At 62.2% G+C, this 23,176-nt stretch carries 21 protein-coding genes; 9 read left to right on the plus strand and 12 right to left on the minus strand.

The features are described from left to right. Positions 1 to 12: 12 nt before the first annotated feature. The 3 genes from HEP69_RS21220 to acs form a co-directional block, all read right to left on the minus strand. Positions 13 to 300: a DUF4212 domain-containing protein gene (locus tag HEP69_RS21220; RefSeq protein WP_290560513.1), complete on the minus strand. Its 288-nt coding sequence runs from the start codon at positions 298 to 300 to the stop codon at positions 13 to 15. 280 nt (positions 301 to 580) lie between these two features. Beyond that, positions 581 to 1,264 (minus strand): adenylate kinase, encoded by a 684-nt coding sequence (locus tag HEP69_RS21225; RefSeq protein ID WP_290560514.1) that lies wholly within the window; start codon positions 1,262 to 1,264, stop codon positions 581 to 583. A gap of 10 nt (positions 1,265 to 1,274) precedes the next feature. Beyond that, positions 1,275 to 3,248, minus strand: a complete 1,974-nt coding sequence (gene acs / locus HEP69_RS21230) for an acetate--CoA ligase (RefSeq protein ID WP_290560515.1) — start codon at positions 3,246 to 3,248, stop codon at positions 1,275 to 1,277. A gap of 515 nt (positions 3,249 to 3,763) precedes the next feature. Between acs and HEP69_RS21235 the strand changes: the two genes are divergently transcribed. The 3 genes from HEP69_RS21235 (at position 3,764) to HEP69_RS21245 (ending at position 6,921) form a co-directional block, all read left to right on the plus strand. After that, positions 3,764 to 4,780, plus strand: a complete 1,017-nt coding sequence (locus HEP69_RS21235) for a C4-dicarboxylate TRAP transporter substrate-binding protein (protein ID WP_290560516.1) — start codon at positions 3,764 to 3,766, stop codon at positions 4,778 to 4,780. A 103-nt stretch (positions 4,781 to 4,883) separates the two neighbouring features. Then, positions 4,884 to 5,513, plus strand: a complete 630-nt coding sequence (locus tag HEP69_RS21240; protein ID WP_290560517.1) for a TRAP transporter small permease — start codon at positions 4,884 to 4,886, stop codon at positions 5,511 to 5,513. Positions 5,514 to 5,517: 4 nt separating this feature from the next. Continuing rightward, complete coding sequence (locus tag HEP69_RS21245) at positions 5,518 to 6,921, plus strand: TRAP transporter large permease (protein WP_290560518.1); 1,404 nt, start codon at positions 5,518 to 5,520, stop codon at positions 6,919 to 6,921. Positions 6,922 to 7,138: 217 nt separating this feature from the next. Here the strand turns inward: HEP69_RS21245 and HEP69_RS21250 are convergent, their stop codons facing one another. Next, a complete protein-coding gene (locus HEP69_RS21250; protein WP_290560519.1) occupies positions 7,139 to 8,365 on the minus strand; it encodes a urate hydroxylase PuuD in 1,227 nt (408 codons plus the stop codon). Positions 8,366 to 8,465: 100 nt separating this feature from the next. Here HEP69_RS21250 and HEP69_RS21255 point away from each other — a divergent pair, with 100 nt between their 5' ends. Beyond that, on the plus strand, positions 8,466 to 9,398 hold the full coding sequence (locus tag HEP69_RS21255) for a LysR family transcriptional regulator (RefSeq protein WP_290560520.1): 933 nt from the start codon (positions 8,466 to 8,468) through the stop codon (positions 9,396 to 9,398). Positions 9,399 to 9,404: 6 nt separating this feature from the next. Here HEP69_RS21255 and HEP69_RS21260 read toward each other — a convergent pair whose 3' ends face one another. The 8 genes from HEP69_RS21260 to HEP69_RS21295 all read right to left on the minus strand — a co-directional run bounded on the left by HEP69_RS21260 (position 9,405) and on the right by HEP69_RS21295 (position 17,599). Next, on the minus strand, positions 9,405 to 10,991 hold the full coding sequence (locus HEP69_RS21260) for a fatty acyl-CoA synthetase (protein ID WP_290560521.1): 1,587 nt from the start codon (positions 10,989 to 10,991) through the stop codon (positions 9,405 to 9,407). 59 nt (positions 10,992 to 11,050) lie between these two features. Further along, the gene (locus HEP69_RS21265; protein WP_290560522.1) at positions 11,051 to 12,358 is read right to left on the minus strand and encodes a TRAP transporter large permease; all 1,308 of its coding nucleotides are present in this window, start codon (positions 12,356 to 12,358) and stop codon (positions 11,051 to 11,053) included. Then, positions 12,351 to 12,884 carry a TRAP transporter small permease gene (locus HEP69_RS21270; protein ID WP_290560523.1) on the minus strand — a complete coding sequence of 178 codons (534 nt, stop codon included), beginning with the start codon at positions 12,882 to 12,884 and terminating at the stop codon, positions 12,351 to 12,353. The genes HEP69_RS21265 and HEP69_RS21270 overlap by 8 nt, the downstream gene beginning before the upstream one ends. Positions 12,885 to 12,944: 60 nt before the next feature. Continuing rightward, on the minus strand, positions 12,945 to 14,081 hold the full coding sequence (locus tag HEP69_RS21275) for a C4-dicarboxylate TRAP transporter substrate-binding protein (protein ID WP_290560524.1): 1,137 nt from the start codon (positions 14,079 to 14,081) through the stop codon (positions 12,945 to 12,947). A gap of 150 nt (positions 14,082 to 14,231) precedes the next feature. Further along, entirely contained in the window at positions 14,232 to 15,026 is a 795-nt protein-coding gene (locus HEP69_RS21280; protein ID WP_290560525.1) for an enoyl-CoA hydratase-related protein, read from the minus strand. Then, positions 15,023 to 15,925, minus strand: coding sequence for a crotonase/enoyl-CoA hydratase family protein (locus tag HEP69_RS21285; protein ID WP_290560526.1), 903 nt, complete (start codon positions 15,923 to 15,925; stop codon positions 15,023 to 15,025). The genes HEP69_RS21280 and HEP69_RS21285 overlap by 4 nt, the downstream gene beginning before the upstream one ends. A gap of 62 nt (positions 15,926 to 15,987) precedes the next feature. Continuing rightward, on the minus strand, positions 15,988 to 16,731 hold the full coding sequence (locus tag HEP69_RS21290; RefSeq protein ID WP_290560527.1) for an FCD domain-containing protein: 744 nt from the start codon (positions 16,729 to 16,731) through the stop codon (positions 15,988 to 15,990). A 265-nt stretch (positions 16,732 to 16,996) separates the two neighbouring features. Further along, the gene (locus HEP69_RS21295; protein WP_290560528.1) at positions 16,997 to 17,599 is read right to left on the minus strand and encodes a glutathione S-transferase family protein; all 603 of its coding nucleotides are present in this window, start codon (positions 17,597 to 17,599) and stop codon (positions 16,997 to 16,999) included. A 148-nt stretch (positions 17,600 to 17,747) separates the two neighbouring features. Here HEP69_RS21295 and HEP69_RS21300 point away from each other — a divergent pair, with 148 nt between their 5' ends. From HEP69_RS21300 to HEP69_RS21320, 5 genes are all read left to right on the plus strand, one after another. Then, complete coding sequence (locus tag HEP69_RS21300; protein ID WP_290560529.1) at positions 17,748 to 18,227, plus strand: helix-turn-helix domain-containing protein; 480 nt, start codon at positions 17,748 to 17,750, stop codon at positions 18,225 to 18,227. After that, positions 18,224 to 19,219: a nitronate monooxygenase family protein gene (locus HEP69_RS21305; protein WP_290560530.1), complete on the plus strand. Its 996-nt coding sequence runs from the start codon at positions 18,224 to 18,226 to the stop codon at positions 19,217 to 19,219. The genes HEP69_RS21300 and HEP69_RS21305 overlap by 4 nt, the downstream gene beginning before the upstream one ends. Positions 19,220 to 19,628: 409 nt before the next feature. Continuing rightward, a complete protein-coding gene (locus HEP69_RS21310; RefSeq protein WP_290560531.1) occupies positions 19,629 to 21,272 on the plus strand; it encodes an amidohydrolase in 1,644 nt (547 codons plus the stop codon). Then, positions 21,269 to 22,207, plus strand: a complete 939-nt coding sequence (locus HEP69_RS21315) for an ABC transporter permease (protein WP_290560532.1) — start codon at positions 21,269 to 21,271, stop codon at positions 22,205 to 22,207. The genes HEP69_RS21310 and HEP69_RS21315 overlap by 4 nt, the downstream gene beginning before the upstream one ends. A 73-nt stretch (positions 22,208 to 22,280) precedes the next feature. Continuing rightward, positions 22,281 to 23,165, plus strand: a complete 885-nt coding sequence (locus HEP69_RS21320; RefSeq protein WP_290560533.1) for an ABC transporter permease — start codon at positions 22,281 to 22,283, stop codon at positions 23,163 to 23,165. The last annotated feature ends 11 nt before the right edge of the window (positions 23,166 to 23,176 follow it).

The raw sequence follows: 23,176 nt of genomic DNA on the forward strand, positions 1-23,176 counted from the left end.
CTGTCTGACCTCTTATTCTTCTTCGACGCCGTATTGCTTGTCGAGTTTGTTCATCCGCCAGGCGTAGAAAAAGATCAGACCCAGAAAGACCAGGATCGACCCTTGTTGGGCGAACCAGAAGCCCAGATCGGTCCCGCCGATGGAGATACCGGAAAGCGCGGGGCGCAGCAGAATGCCGAACCCAAATGAAACCAGCGCCCAGATAACGAGGCTGATCAGGATCATACGCACATTGGCGGCCCAGTAACTCTTGTCGGCCTGTGCCTGTTGTTGTGCTGCGTTGGTGGTTTGGTCCGCCATGGCGGGCTCCTCCTTTTCCTCCAAATTGGATGCCGCCTCACTCCGAGAGGGCACCCGTTCCCTAAGCGTGGGTGCGGACAAACCGCACCTGTTGACCCGGCCCGGTATCGCCGGACTGCGCCTTGTCTTGTTGTCTTTGTGGCCCTGGCTTCATTGATCTTCATCGATGCCGATCAAGGTCGCTATATGGCCGAATTTGGCTATTCGCCTCCCGCTTCGGCGGGCCTTCACTGTCCCTCGCACTGGAGGGGAGATGCCAGTTGTCCAGGCACCGATCTGTCTAGCGCGCGCCGCGAACGATATTCGCCAGCGCACCTGCGATTTCCGGGATTTCTCCCATTGCATCCACGGTTCTCAGAACACCCTTTCCCTCGTAATAGGCAATCAGTGGCGCGGTTTGGGCGTGATAGGCCTCAAGCCGCTGTGACACGGTGGCCGGGTTGTCATCGGCCCGGCGGTTCATCTGGGTGCTGCCGCATTTGTCGCAGGTGCCTGTCGTGGCAGGCACCTTGAACGTATCATGATAGCCTTCGCCGCATCCGCCGCAGGTATAGCGCCCCGAGATGCGGATGATCATCGCGTCGTCCTCGACCTCCAGGCTGATGGCGGCGTCGATCTTTTGCCCGGTCTCGGCCAGCAGCCCATCCAGAGCCTCGGCCTGCACGGTGGTGCGGGGAAAGCCATCGAGGATGACGCCGCGTGACACGTCCTCGTCGCCCAGACGGTCGCGCAGGATGGCGATGACGATCTCGTCACTGACCAGATCGCCCGCTTCCATGACGGCCTTGGCCTGTTTGCCGGCCTCGGTGCCTGCGGCCACGGCGGCACGCAAGAGATCCCCCGTCGAAAGCTGGACCAGGCCAAAAGTCTCTTCCAGCATCCGTGCCTGCGTGCCTTTGCCCGCGCCGGGGGGGCCCAGCAGGATCAGTACGGCGGGTGTCGTGTCGACTGTCGCTCCATCCATCATCTGATCCTCACGCTCCGGCCCGGTTGGCAATCAGATCGTCGACGACGGACGGATCGGCCAGGGTGGATGTATCGCCCAGCGCGCCAAAGTCGTTCTCGGCGATCTTGCGCAGGATGCGGCGCATGATCTTGCCCGAGCGGGTCTTGGGCAGGCCCGGCGCCCACTGGATCACATCCGGCGAGGCGATGGGGCCGATCTCGGTGCGGACCCAGGCGCGCAGCTCTTTATAGAGATCGTCCGACGGGGCGACATCGTTCATCAGCGTGACATAGCAATAGATGCCTTGCCCCTTGATATCGTGAGGATATCCCACCACCGCAGCCTCGGCCACGGCGGCATGGGCGACCAGCGCGCTCTCCACCTCGGCCGTGCCCATCCGGTGGCCCGAGACATTGATCACATCGTCCACACGGCCGGTGATCCAGTAATCGCCATCCGCATCGCGCTTGCAGCCATCGCCCGAGAAGTAATAGCCCTTGTAATCGCTGAAATAGGTTTTTTCGAACCGCTCATGATCGCCCCAGACGGTGCGCATCTGACCGGGCCAACTGTCTTTCAGGCAGAGCACGCCCTCGGTCGGAACAGCATGGATCTCCTCGCCCGATTGCGGATCCAGAACGACCGGCTGGACGCCAAAGAACGGCTTCATCGCGCTGCCGGGTTTCATCGCATGCGCGCCGGGTAGGGGGGTCAGCAGGTGACCACCGGTTTCGGTCTGCCACCAGGTGTCGACGATGGGGCAAACACCTTTGCCGACCACATCGTTGTACCAGTTCCATGCCTCGGGATTGATGGGCTCGCCCACAGTGCCCAGGATGCGCAGGGAACTCAGGTCGCATTTGTCGACATACTCGGTGCCTTGCCCCATCAGAGCGCGGATCGCTGTGGGGGCGGTATAGAACTGGTTCACCTTGTGCTTTTCGCAGACCTGCCAGAACCGGCTGGCATCGGGATAGGTCGGCACGCCCTCGAACATCAGCGTGGTCGCACCATTGGCCAGCGGACCATAGACGATATAGCTGTGACCGGTCACCCAGCCGACATCGGCGGTACACCAATAGACATCGCCTTCGTGGTAATCAAAGACCATCTCATGGGTCATCGCGGCATAGACCAGATAGCCGCCTGTGGTATGCACCACGCCCTTGGGCTGACCGGTAGAGCCGGAGGTATAGAGGATGAACAGCGGATCTTCTGCATTCATCTCCACGGGCCGGGCATAGTCGTCCGCCTCAAGCAGCATCTCGTTATAGTCGTGGTCGCGCCCGTCGATCCAGGTGGTCTGGCCGCCGGTGCGTTTGACAACAAGCACCTTGCACTCGTGCACCACATGCAGAAGGGCGGCGTCGGTATTGGATTTCAGCGGCGTCTTACGGCCGCCGCGCGGTGCCTCGTCGGCGGTGATCACCAGCTTGGCGTCGCAGCCGTTGATCCGCGCGCCAAGCGCGTCGGGAGAAAAGCCCGCAAACACGATGGAATGAATGGCGCCGATCCGCGCGCAGGCCAGCATCGCATAGGCCGCCTCGGGGATCATCGGCAGATAGATCACAACGCGGTCGCCCTTGCGCACGCCCAGCGTCTCCATGATGTTGGCCATCCGGCAGACACGACGGTGCAGCTCGCTATAGGTGATATGCTGGGCGGCCTCTTCGGGATCGTCCGGCTCAAAGATGATCGCAGTCTGATCGCCACGCGTCTCAAGATGCCGGTCGATGCAATTGGCCGCAACATTCAGTGTGCCATCCGTGAACCAGTTGATCGACACCTCGCCCAGCTTGAAATTCACATCCTTGATCTGGGTATAGGGCTTGATCCAGTCGACGCGCTTTCCATGTTCGCCCCAGAACGCCTCCGGATCGCCGATCGAGGCGGCATACATCTCGTCATATGTCGCAGCATCGATATGCGCGCGGGCCACCATCTCGGCAGAGGGCGGATAGGTCTTGGTCTGGACGGTTTCGGATTGCGCGGTCTTGGTCATGGGGTCTCCTCCCTCAGACATTGATCTGTGGGCCGCGATGTGGCGGTGCCCCGGCGGCAGGGGACGCTACGTCGGCCTTGGCGAAATCATACCAAGGGTTGAAAATAAGAAAATAACCATCGGAAATCGCTGACTTTGCTTGTAAAGACTTTTCCCGAAACGGTGCGATTGTTGTAAACTTCGCCTTGAGCGTGTGCGAAAAACCCTTGTGCGGCAAGGCGATCCGGTGTAAACGCCGCGCTGCCTTCAATCGGGCATTGCGCACAGGGATTGAGCATCAACCCATTTGCACCCCTCCATATCAGGTGTGACATATTGTTTCGTCTGCCCCGAAGGCGCCCTGATCGGGCCGGTTTCGGGGTTGTGTTACGGCCCGATGACGCGGATGTGAGTCGGCTCACCCGGCACCGCGCATGGGCGGGATCGCTTCGGCCCTTGGCGCACGCTTGCTCGCGCGCTAGTTTACTGCCTAAGCGGTCCACCAAAAGGGGGCTGCATCAACAGGGAGAGAGAGAATGAAGAGATACTTGACCGGCGCTGCGGCTGCCGCAGTTTCCTTTGCATTCGTGGCCGAAGCCGCCGCGACCGAGTGGAACGCTTCGCTTTGGGGCAAGCGCCGCGCCTTTACAGAACATGTGGAAAAACTGGCCGAGTTGGTGAGCGAAAAGACAGGTGGGGAGTTCACCATCAACATCAGCTATGGCGGTCTTTCCAAGCCGCGCGAGAACCTCGACGGGATCTCGATCGGTGCGTTCGAGATGGCTCAGTTCTGTGCCGGCTATCACCGCGACAAAAATCGCGCGATTACGGTTCTGGAACTGCCGTTTCTGGGTGTGACGAACCTGGAGGAAGAAGTGGCCGTCAGCCACGCCGTCTATGGCCACCCCGCCGTGGCCGAAGAGATGGCCCAGTGGAATGCCAAGCTGCTGATGACCTCACCCATGCCGCAATACAATATCGTGGGCACCGGCGCGCCGCGCGACACACTGGCCTCGATGGACGGGATGCGCGTGCGCGCGACCGGCGGTCTGGGGCAGGCGTTCGAGGCCGTGGGCGGTGTGCCCACCTCTGTTGCGGCGCCCGAGGCCTATCAGGCCATGGAATCCGGTGTGGTCGACACCGTGGCCTTTGCCCAGCATGCGCATCTGAGCTTTGGCACGATCAATCAGGCCGATTGGTGGACCGCCAACCTCAACCCCGGCACGGTGAACTGCCCCGTTGTGGTCAATACCGATGCCTATGAGGCGCTTTCGGACGAACATCGCGCGGTTCTGAACGAAAGCGTCGATGAGGCGATCGCGCATTATCTGGCCAACTACGCCGAACTGCTGGAGCGCTGGGACAGCGTGCTTGAAGAGAAAGGCGTTCAAAAGGTCGAGATCTCCGAGGAGGTTTTGGCCGAGTTCCGCGCCACCGCCGCCGATCCGATCCGCGAGCAGTGGATCGCCGATATGTCCGCACAAGGCATGCCCGCGCAGGAGCTTTACGACCTGGTCATGGACACGCTCGCCGACAAGCGCGGCGGGAGCTAAGGCTTGAAGCCGGGGGCGCGGACACGCGTCTCCGGGTTTCGGAACAAGGTAAGGTGCGTGGCCTCCGCGCGCCTTTTCCCAACGAGACAACAGGGGACAGCCCATGGCCGGCAATTCACCGGTGTTGGAGGATGGCAGTACGCTCAGCCGCCTCGATAAGACGTTTCTGAAAATCGAACGGATCTTTGCCCTGATCAGCGGGTTTGCTGTCTTCTCGCTGATGGTGATGGCTGTTGTATCGGTCGGCGGGCGCAATATGTTCAATCGACCGTTGCCCGGCTATGTCGACTGGGTCGAGGCGGCGATGCCGCTGATCGCCTTCATGGGCATTGCCTATGCGCAGCGCGATGGCACCCATATCCGCATGGATATTCTGATCGGCCGGCTCAAGGGCCGCGCGCTGTGGTTTGCGGAACTCGTCTCGGTCCTTCTGATCCTGCTGCTGATGGTCGCGCTGGTCTGGGGAAGCTGGGCCCATTTCGAGCGCAGCTTTGACTGGAACGCGCCGCTCTGGAGCCGCGACAGTTCGATCGATATCGGCCTGCCGCTCTGGCCTGCCAAGATCCTGGCACCCATTGCGTTTTCCATACTTTGCGTGCGCTTGGTGATCCAGATCTGGGGATTTGGCCGGGCACTTGTTCTGGGCCTGGAGCAGCCCGTGGCGGTCCCGTTGATCCAGGATGCGGCAGCGCAGGCCATGGCCGAGGCCGAACAGCTCGGCAAAAAGGGGTAGGGCCATGGATCCGATTACAATTGGCCTGTGGGTCACCGCGGGCATGTTGGTGATGGTGGTGCTGGGCATGCGGGTGGCCTTTGCCGCGGGCCTGGCCGGTCTGGTGGGGCTGGTCCTGATCTTTTGGTCGAAACGCGATTTCGGCATCGACCATCTGGGCTGGGCGTTGACCGTGGGCATCAAGACCGCGGGACAGGTGCCTCATTCCAAGGTGGCGAGCCAGGCGCTGAGCCTGATCCCGACCTTCATCCTGATCGGCTATCTGGCCTATTATGCCGGGCTGACCCGCGCGCTGTTCGAGGCGGCCAAACGCTGGGTCGCCTGGGTGCCGGGGGGGCTGGCTGTCTCGACCATATTCTCCACTGCCGGGTTTGCGGCGGTATCGGGTGCCTCGGTGGCCACGGCGGCGGTCTTTGCCCGCATCGCCATCCCCGAGATGCTCAAGATCGGCTATAACAAGCAATTTGCCGCCGGTGTCGTGGCGGCGGGCGGCACGCTCGCCTCACTGATCCCGCCTTCGGCCATTCTGGTGATCTATGCCATCATCGTGGAACAGGATGTGGGCCTTCTGCTGTTGGCAGGGTTCATACCGGGTGCGTTCTCGGCCATCGTCTATGCGGTGCTGATCATCGGCATCGCGGTTATCTTCAAGACGGTGGGTCCGCCCGTCGGCGGGTTTACATGGCGCGAACGCTTTGCCTCGCTGCCCGCAGCCTTGCCCATCGTGGTGGTGGTGCTGATCATCATCTCGTTTGTCTACAACCCCTTTGGCGACAGTCTGGGCACGCCCACCGAAGGCGGCGCGCTGGGTGCCTTCGTAGTCTTTTGCATGGCGCTTTGGCGGGGCATGCGCTGGGCCGAGCTGAAATCGGCGCTGTTGGAGACGGCCAAGCTGACGGTGATGATTTTCACCATCATCTGGGGCGTGCTGATCTATGTGCGGTTTCTGGGCTTTGCCGATCTGCCGGGGGCGTTTTCGGATTGGATCACCTCTTTGGAAATGTCGCCGATGCTGATCCTTGTGATGATCCTGTTGGCCTATGCGGTGCTGGGGATGTTCATGGACGCGATCGGGATGCTGCTGTTGACGCTGCCGGTGGTCTATCCGGCGGTCATGGCGCTGAACGGGGGGGAGTTCGTCACCGCCGAGGACAGCGCCTTTGGCATGTCGGGGGTGATGTGCGCGGTCTGGTTCGGGATCCTGGTGGTCAAAATGGCGGAGTTTTGTCTGATCACGCCGCCCATCGGTCTGAACTGTTTCGTCGTGGCCGGCGTGCGCGACGATCTGACGGTGCAGGACGTGTTCAAGGGTGTGACCCCGTTCTTTGTGGCCGATGGCATCACCATCGCGCTCTTGGTGGCGTTCCCGATGATCGTGCTGTGGCTGCCGATGATGGCCAGCGGGTAGCTATGCAGAGTGATCTGCCAAAGCGCCAAGCGGCGCGAGTGCCGTCACGCCGGGGTGGCGCTGCTCGCTGTGATTGGCGCGCTTTATCTCAGCCGCTTTGGGACGACAGCTGTCCATCGCAACAGCGCTGACAAAGCGCCGCCCCGAGGGGCGTGACGGCGCACGCGCGGCGGCCTGCGGCCGTGTTCCGCGCGATCGTCCCGGATGACGGGCACGCCTAACTGTCTGACGCCGCTTGGTACCAGGCGACGATGGCCGCGCGGGCCTCCGCGTCCATCTCCAGCGCGTTGGGCGGCGGCATGGCATGGCTGACCCCGGCGTGCAGATAGATCAGCTTGGCATTGCGCGCGACATCGCCTTCCGTCTCCAGCACAACACCTTTGGGCGGCCACTTTATGCCCTGCCACACAGGCGCGCGCGCGTGACACATCGAACAATTGCCCAGCACGGTGTCATACGCCTCCTCGAACCCGGCGGCCTGGGCGAACCGCGTCTCGTAAGGTGTCAGATCCCGCGCCTCGGCCGCGTCATACCCTTCGCCCATATTGGCCGTCGACAGCCAGATGATCGCGATAAAGAGGATCGCCGTCGCCCCCCAGGTCCAGTGCGGATAGCCTTTGCGCGCATGCAGCGTGTTAAAGAAATGGCGGATCGTGACCCCCATCAGAAACACCAAAGCCGCGATGATCCAGGCGTGATCCGTGGCAAAGGCCAGCGGATAATGGTTCGACAGCATCAGAAAGATCACCGGCAGCGTGAGGTAGTTGTTATGGGTCGAGCGCAGCTTGGCGATGCGCCCGTATTTGGCATCCGGCACCCGCCCGGCCTTGAGATCGGCCACCACGATGCGCTGATTGGGCATGATGATGAAGAACACATTCGCCGTCATGATCGTGGCGGTGAACGCGCCCAGATGCAGCAGCGCCGCGCGCCCGGTGAACACCTGATTGAGGCCCCAGCTCATCGCCACGATGATCGCGAACAGCACCAGCATCATCGCGGTGGGCCGCTCGCCCAGCGGGGATTTGCACAATAGATCATAAAGCAGCCAACCCACCGCGATGCTGGCGGTCGAGATCGCGATGCCCTGCCACAGCGTGATATCGGCCCGGGAAGGATCGAGCAGGTAGAGCTCTCCGCCGACCCAGTAGATAAGGATTAAAAGGGCCGCGCCCGACAGCCAGGTTGCATAGCTCTCCCATTTGAACCAGGTCAGATGCTCGGGCATCGCTGCGGGTGCCACCAGGTATTTCTGGATGTGATAGAACCCGCCGCCATGCACCTGCCACTCCTCGCCATCGGCGGGGCCGGGCACGTTGCGGTTCAGCCCCAGATCGAGCGCGATGAAGTAAAACGACGAGCCGATCCAGGCCATCGCGGTGATCACATGCAGCCACCGCACGGCAAAACCGATCCAATCCCACATCACGGCCAGATCATACATCGGCAAAGCCCTTTCGATTCGCACTGACGCCAGACTAGGCGTGGGGGTATTCTTCTGCTATTGCGGCTCAATACCAAGCAGCATCAAATAATCCCGAAGAATGTCCTACCTCGACACCATCCGAACCTTTGTGCGTGTCTATGAATTGGGCAGCATGTCGGCGGCGGGGCGCGATCTGCGGATCTCTCCGGCGGTGACCTCGTCGCGGATTGCTCAACTCGAAGAGCATCTGAGCGTGCGGCTGTTTCAGCGCACCACCCGCAACCTGACCCCGACCGAGCAGGGCAAGGCGTTCTATGGGGGCGCCTGCGAGATCCTGGAGGCCGTTGAGGCGGCCGAAGCCAAGGTCGTCAACATCACCGAGCGTCCACGCGGATCGCTCTATGTGGCGGCCCCTTTGGGTGCGGGGCGGCGTCTGATCGCGCCGCAGGTCCCGGGGTTTCTTCAAGATTACCCCGAAGTTTCAGTGCGCTTGCGCCTGACGGACCGCAAGGTGGACCTGACGACCGAAGGTCTGGATCTGGCGTTTTTTCTGGGCCAGCCCGAGGACAGCAATCTGCGTATTCGCAAGATCGCCGATGTGGCACGGGTGCTGTGTGCCGCGCCCGAATACATCGCGGCGCGTGGCGCTCCGGCTTCGGGGCAGGATCTGATCGCCGGGGGCCATGAATGCCTCAACCTGCGGTTTCCCGGCGCCACGGAATTTCAGTGGCGGCTGATGACCGCAGAGGGCGCCAAACGATTTCGCGTAGCGGGCCGTTATGAGGCCGACGATGGCGAAGTGCTCACCGACTGGGCGCTGGCCGGGCACGGCATTGCCATGAAGCCGGTCTTTGAGATCGCGGATCATCTGGAGGCGGGCCGTCTCGTGCCCGTGGCCACCGCCACCCCGCCCGAGCCGATCCAGATGGCCTGTCTTTATACCCACCGGCGCGGGCAGGACCCCAAGACGCGGCTTTTCATGGAGTTCGTGATTGACCGTATCGGCGCCACCATCCGCAGCAGCGAGGCGCGGGTGATGGCCGGTCTCTGAACCGGGTCAGGACGCGGCTTCGAACAGGGCCACATAGTCCTGGCGCAGCTCACGTTTGAGGATCTTGCCGCTGGCATTCTTGGGAAGCTGATCGGTGATCTCGATATGTTTGGGCGATTTAAAGCCCGACAGATGGTCCCGGCAATAGGTCATGAGCGCGTCTGCGCTGACCTCTGCCCCCGGCTTGGGCACGACGACGGCCGTCACGGCCTCGATCCAGGTGGGGTGAGGGACACCGAACACCGCGACCTCGGCCACGTCCGGGTGATGAAAGATCGCCTCTTCGACCTCGCGGCTGGCCACGTTTTCGCCGCCTGTCTTGATCATGTCCTTCTTGCGGTCCACGACATAGAGATAGCCATCCGCGTCCATCCGGCCCAGATCGCCACTGTGGAACCAACCGTTCTTGAACGCCTCTGCCGTCTTTTCGGGGTTGTTGTAATATTCCAGGATCAGATGCGGGCTGCGATGCACGATCTCGCCAACCGCGCCCACGGGCACCGGGTTGTCATCGTCATCGACCACGCGGGTTTCGACATTCAGCGCGGGCCGCCCGGCAGAGCCCAGCTTGCGCAGCTGGTCTTCGGGGCGCAGGATCGTGGCGACCGGTGCCATCTCGGTCTGGCCATAGAAGTTGTAAAGCCGCATCTGCGGCAGCCTGCGCGACAGCTCTTCGATGATTGCGGTCGGCATGATCGAGGCGCCGTAATAGCCCGCCGTCAGGCTGCTCAGATCGCGTGCGTCGAAATCAGGGTGGCGCAGCAATGCGATCCAGACCGTCGGCGGGCAAAAGAGCTTGGTCACGCCTCCCGCCTCGATCGCGGCCAGCATCTCGGCGGCGTCGGCCTTGTCATGCAGGATGCTGGTCACGCCCAGATACATGTCGGGGGTGAGAAAGCAGTCAAGCTGCGCACAATGAAACAGCGGCAGACAATGCAGCGAGACCGCATCGGCTGTCATCTCGCCATCCACGATACAGCTGACATATTGCGCATAAAGCGCGCCCGAACTCAGCAGCGCACCCTTGGGGCGCGATTCCGTGCCGCTGGTATACATCATCTGGATCGGGTCATCGGGAGAGATGTCGACCCAGACCTCGCTCGGATCGGGATGATCCAGCAGGTTCGCCACGGGCTCCCAATCGTCCGGGACCACCGCACCGCTATGCGGGATCGCGAATTTCGGCAGGTTTGTCCCCATCGCGGCCAAGGCCGCATCGGCGGTGGGGCAGAGCGTGTCCTCGGCGATCAGCGTGCAGGCGCCAGAATGATCGAGGATATAGGCCACATCCTCGGCATTGAGCATAAAATTGACCGGCGTGGTGATCGCGCCAAATCGCGCCAGCGCAAAGCGCAGTACGACAAAGGCGCGGTTGTTATGGCTGAAAAGGGCGACCCGGTCGCCCTTGACGATCCCGCGAGCCTTGAGCGCATTGGCGGCGGCGTTCACGGCCGCGTTCAGCTCGGCAAAGCTTTCGGACTGGCCGCGAAAGACAAGCGCGGTCTTGTGGGGCACCCGGGCGGCGGACCTGTGCAGAAGATCGCCCAGTTGCCAGCCACGAGCCCTATGGATTTGAGTTGCATCGGTTTGCATCACATCACCTTTCATTTTGGTCCTTTCGGGCGCGCGCGATCCGGCGGATCGCGCGCCGCTCAGCCCACAAGCTCGGGCAGGAACAGTACCAGTTGCGGGAAACCAAAGAGGATTGCCACCAACAGCAGATCCATCACAATGAACCAAGCCACGCCTCGGAAAATGGCGGATGTCTTGACCAGATCGCCCACCACGCTCTTGATCACAAAGACATTCATGCCGATGGGCGGCGTGATCATTCCGATCTCAAGCAGCTTGGTCAGAACGATCCCGAACCACAGAAGGCTCCAGCCCGAGGCATCGACCACCGGCAGGATGATCGGCAACGTCAACAGCATCGCCCCGATCGGTTCCAGGAACATACCCAGCAAAAGATAGACCAGCACGATGCCCAACATCAGCATCACCGGGTCGGTCGAGATCGACATGATGCCCGTGGACAGGTAATCGCCCGCACCCGAGAGCGCCAGAAACCGGGTCAGCAGGCTGGCGCCCACCGCGATGATCAACAGCGCACTGGTTGTCACCAGCGTCTCGCGCGAGGCTTGCAGAAACCGGTCCAGCGTCATCTGCCCGCTGAGAATGGCGACGATACAAGCCAGAAAGGCGCCCACCGCCCCGGCCTCGGTCGGGGTAAAGATGCCGCCGAAGAGCCCGCCAAAGACGCCCAGCATGATCAGCAGGATCGGCCAGGTGTCTTTCAGCGCGATGATCTTTTCGCGCAAGGTCACGCTCTGGTCGCGCTCGGGTGCGAGATCGGGGTTCAGCTTCACCCGCACGAAAATCACGATCACATAGCCGATGGCGGTCATCAGCCCGGCGGCCACGCCGCCCAGAAAGAGATCGGTGATCGAGACCTGCGCGATCACCCCGTAAAGGATCAGGATGATCGAGGGCGGGATGAGCGCGCCGATGGTGCCCGCCACGGCCACGGTGCCGGTGGCCAGTTCGGGATGGTATTTGTGTTTCAGCATCTCGGGGATCGCGATCCGACCCATCGCCGCCGAACAGGCGATGGACGACCCCGAGACGGCAGCAAACCCCGATGAGCCGAACACCGCCGCGATCGCCAGCCCACCGGGCACGCCCGACAGCCAGATGCGCGCGGCGTTGAACATACCGCGCGTGAGGTTGGTGTGATAGCTGATGAAGCCCAGAAACAGGAACATCGGGATCGAGCTGAGCACCCAGCTTGCCGTGAACTGATAGGGAATGATCCCCAACGCGCCCCAGGCCACACGGGGGCCCATCAGAACCCACAATCCGCAAAACGACACGCCGATCAGCGCGATGCCGATCGGCACCCGCAACGCGATCAGAAAGATCAGCGATCCCAGGCCGGTCAGGCCAATTACAACATCAGTCATTTATAAACTTTGCGTCGTCTGTTTCATTCAAGCCGCTGCGCTGGCCAGACAGGGCGCTCACCACCTTATAGGCGGCGATCATGACCATCAGGGCGGCGCCCAGTGGAATGGCCCAATAGCTTTGCCATATCTCGACCATTTGCGAACCTTGCTCCATCGAGGCACCGGACCGGGTTTTCTTCATCGCCTCGGAATAGCCGCTGATCACCAAGAGCGCGACCACCACGACTGTCAGCGCGCCGGAAAAAACAGAAAGCCAGCCTTGCACGGTTTTGGGCATCATATCGGTGAGAAACTCGACCGAGATATGAGCGCGTTTTTCTTCGGCCACGCCCAGGCCGAGAAAGACCAGTATGATCATATAGTAATGGGCAACCATCACGATGGTGCCGGGCAGGGGGGCGTTGAACACATATCTGCCGATCACGTCGGCGGTGACATGCAGCATCATCAGCACGATGCAGATGGTTCCCAGCAGCGATGACATCTTTGCCAACGCGGACAGAACCCTTCCAATCCGGAACATGGGACGCCCTCCTTGAGACTTGCGGTTGGGCACCGGGCTTGGGTCCGGTGCCCGTCCCATTTACTGGCCGTAAGTGGAGACGTCGACCTTGGAGAAGACCTCGTTCCAGTAAATCTCCGCAAGATCCTCACCGCTGTTCACATCCGCCGTAAGCGCGGTCCAGCGCATCAGAAGCTCGCGCATCTTGGCGCTGGCGGCGTCACCGCTCTCGATGCCAAAGCGTTCGTTATAGATGCCTGCCACCGCCTGGACGTCGTTGGCGATAAAGTCGCGGTTCATCGACACCATGGTCTCGGCCGCGTCCACATATTCGATACCGCGCTCTGCCGCTTCGATTTTGCCTGCGCGGCCTTCCTCGATGTAAACCCAGGTGATGTCGGCGGCGAGTTTCGCATGCGACTTCATCAGCGCTGTCTTGGCCTCATCCGACATGCTGTTCCAGCGGTCCTTGTTCATCGTTTTGGGAACGGTGAACTGGGCGCCGGGCAGGCCGACATAGACGTATTTGACAACGTCGATAAAGCTGAAGTTGACAAAATCGGCGGTGTTGCTGGCGGTGCAGTCGACCACGCCCGGGTTGAGCCCTTCGAGGGTTTCGTTCACCGACATCGACACCGGAACGGCGCCCACGGTTTCGGCCCAACGCGCCCAATATGCACCCGCGCTGCGGATCCGCTTGCCTTCGAGATCTTCAACCGATGTCAGAGGCACCATGCATTGCAGCACATAGGATGTGGTGGATGCGGCCCCCATATAGACCTGGTTTTGTGCCGCGACCTCGGCCTGGCAATCGGGGCAGTTCAGCATCACGTATTCCGACATCGCGCCGGCGAAGGCGGCCGAGCTGATCTCGTTGGCAAATTCCTCGAACTCGACCAGGGCCGAGAACTCGGCGAGCATATTCAGGTTCGGAAATTCGGCCGGAAAATAGGGGGTCAGGTTAACCGTCAGGTCGGCGATGCCGTCGCGCACGCCGGCGTTTGATTCCGCAAAGCTGAGCAGCGACAGTGGGAACACCCGCACGCTCAGATCGCCGCCGCTGTTTTCCTCGACGGCCTTGGCGAATTCCTCAAGCTTGGCCGTGGGCGCCGATCCCGGGGGCCAGCCACCGGCAAAAGTCAGCTGTTCGGCTTGACCCGCCGATGCCAGGGCCATAAGCGATGCCCCGGCAAGGGCACCTTTCCATATAGATGTCATCTTTCTTCTCCTCCTGTTGAGACGTCTTTGTTCTTTGACTTGGGCCCGCGCCGGGTCAGTCCTCCTCCGCCGTCGCGCTCCGTCGATTTTCCTGACCAAACTAGCGTTTGGTTTTCTTGTGTCGAGCGTGTTCTTGACCATTGTGGCCGTTCATGACGCGGGGTTTTTTCGCGGCGGGAAGCGTGGCGCGCGCTTTTGTTGGAAGGCGGCCAGTCCTTCTGCGAAATCGGCGGTCAGCCCGGCCTCTCTCTGAAGCGCGCGCTCGGTCGCCAGGGCGGTGGTGAAATCGCTGTCGGCGGCACGCCAGGCGGCCTGCCGGATCAGGCTGTAGCTCTGGGAGGGCCCGTGCGCCAACCGGTTGGCGATCTCATATGCGGTGTATTCGACGCTGTCATCGGCGACCACGCGGGTGATCAGCCCCCAATCATGGGCCTGGTCGGCCGGGATCTTTTCGGCAAGCAGCATCATCTCCATCGCGCGCACTCGTCCGACCGCACGGGTCAGAAGCCAGGTCGCGCCGCCATCGGGGATCAACCCGATCCGCGCAAAGGCTTCGAGGAAATAGGCGCTCTTGCCCGCAACGATGATATCGCAGGCCAGCGCGATCGAGGCGCCAACCCCTGCCGCCGCCCCGCGCACCGCCGAGATCAGGGGCACGGGCAGGTCGCGGATCGTCTCCATCAGCGGGTTGTAATCCTCCTCCAGCGTGCGGCCCACGTCAAAACCCGCGGGATCTTCGGGCATCGCCGCATTCAGGTTCGCGCCCGCGGAAAAGGCGCGCTCGGATCCCGCCAGGATGATCGCGCGGGCCGTCGCGGCCTCGGACTTGAGCTGCGTGTGCAGTTCCTGCGCCATGGCGGGGGTCAGCGCATTCATGCTTTGCGGGTCGTTCAGACGCAGCGTTGTGACCGCGCCGCTGCGTTCAACAAGAAGTGTGTCGGTCATGTCGATCCTCCTTCAGGCTCCTCAGCGGTCCAGGGCGGCTCCTGCCACCAGGGAAAGAAGCCCGGCATGTCGGCGCTGACGCGGTCGGGAAAGGCGGGGCTGCGCTTTTCGAGAAAGCTCGCCACCCCTTCGGCGCAATCGGCTGAGGCGTTGCGCGCAGCAATGGCGCGGCTGTCGATGCGGTGCGCCATCATCGGATGTTCGGCCCCGGCCATGCGCCACATCATCTGCCGTGTCAGCGCGACCGAAACCGGTGCGGTTGTATCGGCAATCTCGCGCGCGATGCGCCGCGCTTCGGGCAGCAGATCATCTGGCGCGTGGACGGATCGGACCAGCCCACCGGCCAAGGCTTCCTCGGCGCCAAAGACGCGGCCCGAATAGCACCATTCGAGCGCTTGGGACATGCCCACAAGACGCGGCAGAAACCACGCTGAGGCGGCCTCGGGCACGATGCCGCGACGGGCAAAGACAAAGCCGAACCGCGCTTGGGTGGAGGCGATGCGGATATCCATCGGCAATTGCATCGTGGTGCCGATCCCAACGGAAGGCCCGTTCACAGCGGCAATCACCGGCTTGAGGCAGTTAAAGACCCGCAGCGCCAAAAGCCCGCCCATGTCGCGAAGCGCCGGATCGGCCCAAACCTCCGCGTCGGTTGCGGCGGGGTCGGGCCGCGCGGAACCGAACGCGTCGGCGTCATCCAGATCCACGCCCGCGCAAAACCCGCGCCCCGCGCCTGTCACGATCACCGCGCGCACCGCGTCATCGCCATCCGCCATGTCGAAGGCCGCAATCATCTCGTCCATCATCGTGCGCGTGAATGCGTTCAGCCGGTCGGGACGGTTCAGCGTCAGTGTCATGACGCCCGCCTGGATGTCGGTCGCGATCATCTGGTCGGTCATGGATGTGTATCCTGCTTTCGGGGCCGAGTTGTCATATGCGTGCGTTCCTGATGCAGAGCGATTCAGGACAAAGCCGTGGCATTGCGGATCGCAGTCTTGTCTTCGAGATCGGCAATCCGAACGGCCCGCCAGAAATCCTCGATATGCATGCGTGCCCATTTTTCGGCCCGGTCGGGATCGCGGTCCCGGATCGCTGCGACCACGTTTGAATGCGCCTCGATCTGGCGTTGGTAGAACTGTGGCGCCGTAGGCGCGACTTGCGTAAAGCCACGGTACAGCAGCAAGGCAATGGGCTCGCGCGCCAGGCCCAGAACCCGATTCTTGCCCAGCTCGGCCACCCGGGTGTGGAACTGTTCATCCAGATCAATGGTCAAGGCTTCGTGCCCTTCCGCGGCGACCAGCTTGGCGTGCAGTTGCTGTAACTGCTCGATTTCGTCATCGCTGGCCCGGTGGGCGGCCAGCCTGGCGGCCAGCGGTTCGGTTTCCATCGTAACCTCCCAGAGCTCGCGAAAGGTCACTTTCATCAACGCCATGGCGCGCCCGGCCCGGGTCGTGAGCTGATTGGCCTGCGGGATCGTGACTTCCAGCCTGCGCGGCGTCGGCCGATGCACCAGCCCGTCGCTTTCCAACTGGCGCAGCCCTTCGCGCACGGTGGAGCGGGTCACGCCAAAAAGCTCGGCCAGTTCGGCTTCTCCGGGCAATTGCTCTCCGGGCCGCAGCTCCCCCTTGAGGATCTGGGCCTCGATCTCCTCGGCAATCTGCTGATAGGCATAATGCACCCGGATCGGTTTGCATTTCAGGCTCACGGACCCTCCCCCCTGGTGCCGTTGATCGTGGCGGTTCCGGCATGCAGGCGGCCTGATGGAGCCAGGACTATGGCATGTCGATCCCGATTAGTGTCGGACAATACGACATTCAGACCCGCATTTCGCGATCCTGTCAACCGGAACGTCCGACACTCCGGGAGGGTTGGAGATTTGCGATCAGGCGGGTGGGGCCGCGCCCATACCGATGCGAGAGTGCGGACCGGCCCGGGCCACATGCCAGGCGTTGCAGAGAGCCAAGCGCGGCCTACACCGCCTCGGCGGCCTGGAATGCGGGACGGGATTCAAGCCTATCTGCATAGGCCGAAAGGTTGGGCAGGCCATCGAAGGCAGCGCCCATGCGGCGGCACATGATCACCGCATGTCCGGTAATGGTGTCGGCCACCGTGAAATCCCCTGCCAGAAACGCGCGCCCGGCCATATGCGCTTCGGCAGCGCCAAGGGTGCGGTTGATCAGCTTCATCGCGCGCGTGGCGATCTCGGGGGTGCGCCGTTCGGGCGGCAGGAGGATGGTCTCGACCACATAATTGTTCACCGGTGGCATGATCATCCCTTCGGCATAGTGCAGCCATTGGAGGTACTGCGCGAAATGCGCGTCCTCTGGACCCGGGGTCAGATCGGGGGCGTATCTGGCGCCCAGGTATTGCGCGATCGCCGTGCTTTCCGACAAGGTGACGTCGCCATCGACCAGCGTCGGCACCCGCCCGTTCGGGTTGATGTGCAGGTAATCCGGCCCCCGCATCTCCTTCTGACCAAGGGCGAAGCGTTCAAGCTCGTATGTCAGCCCGATCTCTTCAAGCAGCCAAACAGTGCGCACCGCGCGGGTGTTGGGGGCAAAGTACACCTTCATCGGGGGATCCTTTTTCGGGCCGACGCGGGCATCGAGGACAACCCCGCGATCTGGTCTGAGATGGCCCCAGGTCATCGAGGGCCGCGCCTTGACAGGATGTAGCTTCAAAAAATAAAGTCAGTCAATTCCAAATGTGAAGTGACCTGCGATGCGCCGCACCGATCTGCCCTCAAGAACCTGCACCGTTGCGCGTGCTCTGGCGGTCGTGGGCGATGAGTGGACGCTGATGATCCTGCGCGAGATGTTTCTGGGCACCCGCCGATTTGATGCGTTTTTGCGCCAGACAGGCATGTCCTCGCATCTGTTGTCACGGCGGCTAAAGAAGCTTGAAGCCCATGGCGTGATCCGACGCGAGCCCTATTCCGATCGCCCCTTGCGTTATGAATACCGTCTGACGGATATGGGCCGCGACCTTTGGCCGATCATCATCACACTCAAACAATGGGGCGATCGCTGGCTGTCGGACGAGGCGTCCCCGATCGAGATCGTGCACACATCCTGCGGGCAGCTCACCCAGCCACACCTGACCTGCCCGGTCTGCGGCGCGGCGATGACCGCCCGTGACGCGGTCCCCCACCTGAGCCAGCATTTTCAACACGAGCGGCAGCACGCCGGGAGACAGTCATGAAAACACGTATCACCGAGCTTTTCGGGATCCAGCATCCGATCATACAAGGCGGTATGCATTATGTCGGCTTTGCCGAACTGGCCGCTGCCGTCTCGAACGCCGGCGGGCTGGGCACCATAACCGGGCTCACCCAAAAGACGCCCGCCGATCTGGCCAATGAAATCGCCAAATGCAACGACATGACCGACAAACCCTTTGCGGTAAACCTGACCTTTTTGCCCACCGTCAGCTCGCCCGATTATCCAGGCTATGTCAAAGCGATCATCGATGGCGGGGTGAGCGTGGTCGAAACCGCCGGACGCAATCCGATCCAGGTGTTGCCGCATCTTCAGGACGCGGGCATCAAGGTTATCCATAAATGCACATCGGTGCGCCACGCCCTCAAGGCGCAGCAGATCGGGTGCGATGCGGTTTCGGTCGATGGGTTCGAATGCGGCGGGCATCCGGGCGAGGATGATGTGCCCAACATGATCCTCTTGCCCCGCGCCGCGGACGAGCTTGAGATCCCCTTTGTCTCCTCCGGCGGGCAGGCCGATGCGCGTTCCCTCGTGGCCTCGCTCGCCATGGGAGCCGAGGGGATGAACATGGGCACGCGGTTCATCTGCACGAAAGAGGCGCCCGTGCATCAAAACGTCAAGGATGCGATCGTGGCGGCCTCTGAACTCGATACGCGTCTGATCATGCGCCCGCTGCGCAACACCGAACGGGTTCTCGTGAATCCGGCGGTTGAAAGGGTGCTGGCCACTGAAAGAGCCAAGGGAGCGGAATGCACCTTTGAGGACATTCTCGAAGACGTCGCGGGTGTGTACCCCAAGGTGATGATGGATGGCGATATGGATGTGGGGGCCTGGTCCTGCGGCATGGTCGCGGGGTTGATCGACGACATCCCAACCTGTCAGGAGCTCATTGACCGTATCATGACGGAGGCTGACGCAATCATCCGCACCCGTCTGGAAGGCATGCTGTCGGGATCTGTGACGCAGGTCGCGTAACCGGTGCGGCCCTGGCTGACGGGCTGCATTGCAGGTGCATGTCCCCATTCATGGCGCGGACAGGGGGCGGCAGCTCGAAAAAATCTGCGACAGGAGCATGCCTGTCTCTTGCCCGCGTTTGTTTTGCGCTCGTTTTTCAAGCAGTTTGGCGGCCTGCGGGCGGACAAGGCCGGTTGTAATAGTCTTATCAAGAATCTGATAACCGATGCTTTAGGCCAGAAGCATAAAATTACCCTTTTAATTCAAAGTCTAACGGGCGGCTCAGAGACTTCTCAAGAAAGTGGACTTGCGTTGACAGCCGCAAGATCGGCGCGGCGATAATAGTGCGTGAATACCGTTAACAGAAGGTTAGGACGCGCCCGATGGTTCTCGAAAGTGTTGTAGTGCCCAGACAAACGGGGTCCGCCAGGTGGTGACGTCGGGACCGGTGAACGCCGAAATCGTTTTGCGGGGCGGCAAGGTCTGGTGTGGCCTCGGTTTGGACATGGTCGAAGCGATTGCCCTTTGGGGGGGTCGTGTCTTGGCTACGGGCCCGGACACTGAGATTGCCTCGCTGATCGGGCCTCAGACGCGCGTCATTGACTTGCAGGGGCGTTTGGCGACGCCTGGGCTGAACGACGCGCATATGCATCTGATCCCCTATGGCACGGCCATGGCCGAGGTCGATTTGCGCACCAGTGCCGCGCCGACGCTGGCGGCCTTGCTTGCGGCGGTTGCGGATCGCGCGGCGGCTTTGCCCAAGGGTGCCTGGGTCATTGGGCGCGGCTATGACCATTTCAAGCTCGATACCGGTCGGCATCCGTTTCGCGAGGAACTGGACGAGGCCGCGCCCGACAACCCGGTCTATATCGTGCGGACCGACGGCCATTTGGCTGTGGCGAATTCCAGGGCGCTCGAACTGGCGGGGATCACGGACGAGACACCGTCGCCGCCCGGCGGGCTCATCGAAAGGCAAAACGGCCGATTGACCGGGCTGGTGGCCGAAACCGGTCGCGAAGCGATCATGAACGTGTTGCCACCCGCGACAGTTGAAGATCTGGTCGGCAGTATCGAGCGCGCGGGCGCCGATCTTCTGTCGCGCGGGATCACATCCTGCATGGAGGCAGCCGTGGGCATCCGCGACGGGTGGACCGAGATGCTGGCCTATCAGGCGGCCCACCGGACCGGGCGACTGCCGGTGCGGGTCTATGCCACGCTGATGGGCGACAAGACCCGGACCATCCTGCCGCAATGCCTGGATGCGGGCATGATGTCAGGGGGCGGGGACGATATGCTTCGGATCGGACCGGTGAAGATCTTCACCGATGGCTCGACCGGCGGTCGCACAGCCGCGATGACACGCCCCTACCTGGGAGGCGACGCCGAGGATGTCGGCCTGCTCTGTCTAAGCGACGATGAGGTGAACGCCATGGTGATGGACGGCCACCGGCGCGGATTTCGCTTTGCCATCCATGCGATCGGGGATGCTGCGATCGAGCAGGTGCTGAACGCGCTTGAGGCCGCGCTGGCCGATACGCCCGATCCCGACCGCCGTCACCGGATCGAGCATTGCGGGTGGCTGCGCCCCGATCAGATGGAGCGGATGGTGGCGGCGCATATCCTGCCCGCGCCTCAGCCTGCGTTTCTCTACTATTTCGGGGATCTTTATCTGACATTGGTGGAGGCCGAACGGGTCGAGGCCAGCCACCCCATGCGCACCTGGATCGAGGCGGGCTTGCAGCCAAGTGCCAGCACCGACTGCCCGGTGGTCGAGATCGACCCGTTCGCCAATCTCTATACCATGGTGACGCGCAAAACCGAGCGGGGCACGCAGATCGGCACCGAGCATATCCTGACCATGGAAGAGGCGCTGAACGCCTATACCTTTGCGTCGGCATATGCGGCGCATGAAGAGACGATCAAAGGCCGATTGATCCCCGGCCAATTGGGAGATGTTGCGGTCTTTGACACCGATCTTCTGACCTGCGCGCCCGAAGATATCCTGTCAGCGCAGTGCGATCTGACCATTCTGGGTGGCCGCGTGGTCTATGAGCGGGGCACGGACGCCCCATGATCGAACAGATCCTCAAACGGCTGTTGATTTCGATCCCGGTGCTTTTCGGTGTGCTCTTTTTGGGATTTGGGCTGCTGATCCTGGTTCCCGGAGACCCGGCAATCGTCATGGCCGGACCGACAGCGACCCCGGAGGTTGTGGCCGCGATCCGTGCGGAGATGGGGCTTGACGATCCGGTATTGGTGCAATTCGGCAATTACCTTGGACGGGTGCTTCAGGGCGATCTGGGCCGGTCGCTGATTTCCAACAAGACCGTTGTGTCGGAACTGGCCGCCGCCATCGGCCCCACGGCAGAGCTGATGTTTGCCTGTCTCATCTGGTCGGTGCCGCTGGGCATCGGATTGGGCACGCTCGCGGCGGTCTGGCGCGGATCGCTTGTCGACCGCGCGATTATGGCAATCTCGGTGGCCGGTGTGTCGCTGCCGATCTTTTTTATCTGCCTGATGATGATCCAGTATCTGGGTGTAGAGTGGCGGCTCCTGCCCTTTATCGGGCGGGGCGGGCCGCTCTGGACCATTGATGGGCTGCGCCATATCGCGCTGCCGGCGCTGTCGCTGGGGGCGATCTTTATCGGTCCGGTCGCACGGATGACACGGTCTTCGGTGCTCGAAGTTCTCAAGCTGGATCATGTGCGCACGGCGCGGGCAAAGGGGCTGTCGGAGACCCGTGTGATCCTGCGCCACGGGCTGCGCAATGCGCTGATCCCGGTGGTGACGCTGATCGGGCTTCAGGTCGGATATCTGCTTGGCGGGGCCGTGGTCACGGAAAGTATCTTTTCCTTTCCCGGTGTGGGCAGGCTTGCGGTCGGTGCGATCCTCTCGTCCGACTTTCCACTGGCACAAGGCACCATCCTGGTTTTGGCGTTGGGGTTCATCCTGATCAACATGATCGTGGACATCCTCTATGTGCTGCTCGATCCGCGGGTGCAGGCATGATGGGCCGGACCGATCGGACGTCTGCGCCTGCGGCGACACCCGCCCGCCCGGCCAACATCGGGGGGTGCGCCCAGTGAGTGTGGCAGATCCTGAGATGCTGGACGCGCCGGAGCCGGTTGAGGCGTGGTGGCGTCGGCTGTTGCGGGACCCGTCGGCCCTGCTGGCGTCGTTGGTTCTGCTGATCGTCGTGTTCTGCGCGCTGGCCGCGCCCGCAATCTCACCGCATGATCCCTTTGCCAGTTCACGGGCCATCATGCAGCCGCCGATCTGGGCGGAGGGCGGCGATTGGCTGCATCCGCTGGGCACGGACGGGCAGGGGCGTGATATGCTGTCGCGGCTCTTTTACGGCACGCGCCTGACCTTGATCATCGGTCTGGTCTCGGTCGGGATCGGTGGCGCGTTCGGGTCGCTGATGGGCTTGCTGGCGGCGTTTCGTCCGGGGCTGGACCCTTGGGTGATGCGCTGTGTGGATGTGATGCTGTCCTTTCCGGCCATTCTGCTGGGCCTTGCGCTGGTGGCGGTGATGGGGCCGGGGGCGTTGCCGGTCATCGTTGCATTGGCCGTGGCCACGGTGCCCGATTGCGCGCGTATCGCCCGGTCGGTTGCCGTGTCGGTCATGCAGCAGGACTATATCGAGGCCGGACGTGCCTTGGGCCTGTCCAATTTCGCGCTCTTCACCCGGTACCTGCTGCGCAACTGTATCTCGTCGATCATGATTTTTCTGTCGCTGCGTTTTGGTCAGATCATCCTGATCGGCGCCGCGCTTTCGTTTTTGGGGCTGGGCGCGCGGCCCCCCACGGCTGAGCTTGGCATGATGGCCGCGCAGGGCCGCGACTTTCTGCTTTTCGCGCCGCATATCGCGATCATTCCGTCGGTGCTGATCTTTGTCATCGTGCTGGCGGCCAATGTTCTGGGGGATGCGCTGCGCGATGTGCTCGACCCCCGGCTGCGATCGTAAATAACAACAGG

The organism is Aestuariivita sp., assembly GCF_021404545.1.
Classification (GTDB): Bacteria; Pseudomonadota; Alphaproteobacteria; order Rhodobacterales; family Rhodobacteraceae; genus Aestuariivita.

What these genes read in the sequence shown, in the direction of transcription:
- HEP69_RS21220 (WP_290560513.1), bottom strand. Translation starts at nt 300, where the DNA reads ATGGCGGACCAAACCACCAACGCAGCACAACAACAGGCACAGGCCGAC.
- HEP69_RS21225 (WP_290560514.1), bottom strand. Translation starts at nt 1,264, where the DNA reads ATGGATGGAGCGACAGTCGACACGACACCCGCCGTACTGATCCTGCTG.
- acs (WP_290560515.1), bottom strand. Translation starts at nt 3,248, where the DNA reads ATGACCAAGACCGCGCAATCCGAAACCGTCCAGACCAAGACCTATCCG.
- HEP69_RS21235 (WP_290560516.1), top strand. Translation starts at nt 3,764, where the DNA reads ATGAAGAGATACTTGACCGGCGCTGCGGCTGCCGCAGTTTCCTTTGCA.
- HEP69_RS21240 (WP_290560517.1), top strand. Translation starts at nt 4,884, where the DNA reads ATGGCCGGCAATTCACCGGTGTTGGAGGATGGCAGTACGCTCAGCCGC.
- HEP69_RS21245 (WP_290560518.1), top strand. Translation starts at nt 5,518, where the DNA reads ATGGATCCGATTACAATTGGCCTGTGGGTCACCGCGGGCATGTTGGTG.
- HEP69_RS21250 (WP_290560519.1), bottom strand. Translation starts at nt 8,365, where the DNA reads ATGTATGATCTGGCCGTGATGTGGGATTGGATCGGTTTTGCCGTGCGG.
- HEP69_RS21255 (WP_290560520.1), top strand. Translation starts at nt 8,466, where the DNA reads ATGTCCTACCTCGACACCATCCGAACCTTTGTGCGTGTCTATGAATTG.
- HEP69_RS21260 (WP_290560521.1), bottom strand. Translation starts at nt 10,991, where the DNA reads ATGCAAACCGATGCAACTCAAATCCATAGGGCTCGTGGCTGGCAACTG.
- HEP69_RS21265 (WP_290560522.1), bottom strand. Translation starts at nt 12,358, where the DNA reads ATGACTGATGTTGTAATTGGCCTGACCGGCCTGGGATCGCTGATCTTT.
- HEP69_RS21270 (WP_290560523.1), bottom strand. Translation starts at nt 12,884, where the DNA reads ATGTTCCGGATTGGAAGGGTTCTGTCCGCGTTGGCAAAGATGTCATCG.
- HEP69_RS21275 (WP_290560524.1), bottom strand. Translation starts at nt 14,081, where the DNA reads ATGACATCTATATGGAAAGGTGCCCTTGCCGGGGCATCGCTTATGGCC.
- HEP69_RS21280 (WP_290560525.1), bottom strand. Translation starts at nt 15,026, where the DNA reads ATGACCGACACACTTCTTGTTGAACGCAGCGGCGCGGTCACAACGCTG.
- HEP69_RS21285 (WP_290560526.1), bottom strand. Translation starts at nt 15,925, where the DNA reads ATGACCGACCAGATGATCGCGACCGACATCCAGGCGGGCGTCATGACA.
- HEP69_RS21295 (WP_290560528.1), bottom strand. Translation starts at nt 17,599, where the DNA reads ATGAAGGTGTACTTTGCCCCCAACACCCGCGCGGTGCGCACTGTTTGG.
- HEP69_RS21300 (WP_290560529.1), top strand. Translation starts at nt 17,748, where the DNA reads ATGCGCCGCACCGATCTGCCCTCAAGAACCTGCACCGTTGCGCGTGCT.
- HEP69_RS21305 (WP_290560530.1), top strand. Translation starts at nt 18,224, where the DNA reads ATGAAAACACGTATCACCGAGCTTTTCGGGATCCAGCATCCGATCATA.
- HEP69_RS21315 (WP_290560532.1), top strand. Translation starts at nt 21,269, where the DNA reads ATGATCGAACAGATCCTCAAACGGCTGTTGATTTCGATCCCGGTGCTT.